Here is a 731-nt window from a genome sequence, read left to right as displayed (position 1 = left end):
TGTATCTGAGGGTCTGTAGCTCAGTTGGTTAGAGCACACGCTTGATAAGCGTGGGGTCACAAGTTCAAGTCTTGTCAGACCCACCAAATCTGACTAACAAGCATTGTTAAATGCTGAATACAGAAAACAGAAACATTGACTTATTGATAAGCTGGGGACTTAGCTTAGTTGGTAGAGCGCCTGCTTTGCACGCAGGAGGTCAGGAGTTCGACTCTCCTAGTCTCCACCATATATTGTTCTTCAATATATAAGCTAAGACGTTAGATTATAGAAATTAGTAAGAAGTAGACATTGGTTTACATTTTATTAACTTCTGTGATTTATCACAGTTTCCTGACCTGACGAAGGCTGGAAAAATCATTAACAGAATATATTTGAGTTGAAATAATTTGTTCATACTCGTTTTTAAGATTGACATTAACAGTGATTTATTACTGATTGATGAAGATTGAAGAAATGAGTTACTAGCGAAATTAACTGAATCAAGCGTTTTGGTATGTGAATTGAATTGAAGCTGTACAGTGTTTAAGTACACAGAGCAACAAACTGTAAGGAAGTGATGAGAAATCATCATAGACTGTCTTAATCCTACTTGTAGGGATTAACGACTGTTTGGGGTTGTATAGTCAAGTAATTAAGTGCATGTGGTGGATGCCTTGGCAGTCAGAGGCGATGAAAGACGTAATAGCCTGCGATAAGCTCCGGGGAGGCGGCAAATATCCTGTGATCCG

At 38.9% G+C, this 731-nt stretch carries 2 tRNA genes and 1 rRNA gene; all 3 read left to right on the top strand.

Annotation, left to right across the window (positions count from 1 at the left end):
* The first annotated feature begins 9 nt into the window (after window positions 1-9).
* Window positions 10-86: transfer RNA gene (locus MF4642_RS16575), tRNA-Ile, on the top strand.
* A 67-nt stretch (window positions 87-153) separates the two neighbouring features.
* Window positions 154-229 (top strand) — tRNA-Ala (locus MF4642_RS16570).
* A 395-nt stretch (window positions 230-624) separates the two neighbouring features.
* Window positions 625-731: ribosomal RNA gene (locus MF4642_RS16565) — 23S ribosomal RNA — on the top strand; the annotation flags it as partial.

Origin of the sequence: Acinetobacter sp. MF4642 (genome assembly GCF_002018925.1) — a bacterium.
Taxonomy (GTDB): Bacteria; Pseudomonadota; Gammaproteobacteria; order Pseudomonadales; family Moraxellaceae; genus Acinetobacter; species Acinetobacter johnsonii.
Note: the sequence above shows the minus strand (reverse complement) of the source record. Positions and strands in the feature narration are given on the sequence as shown.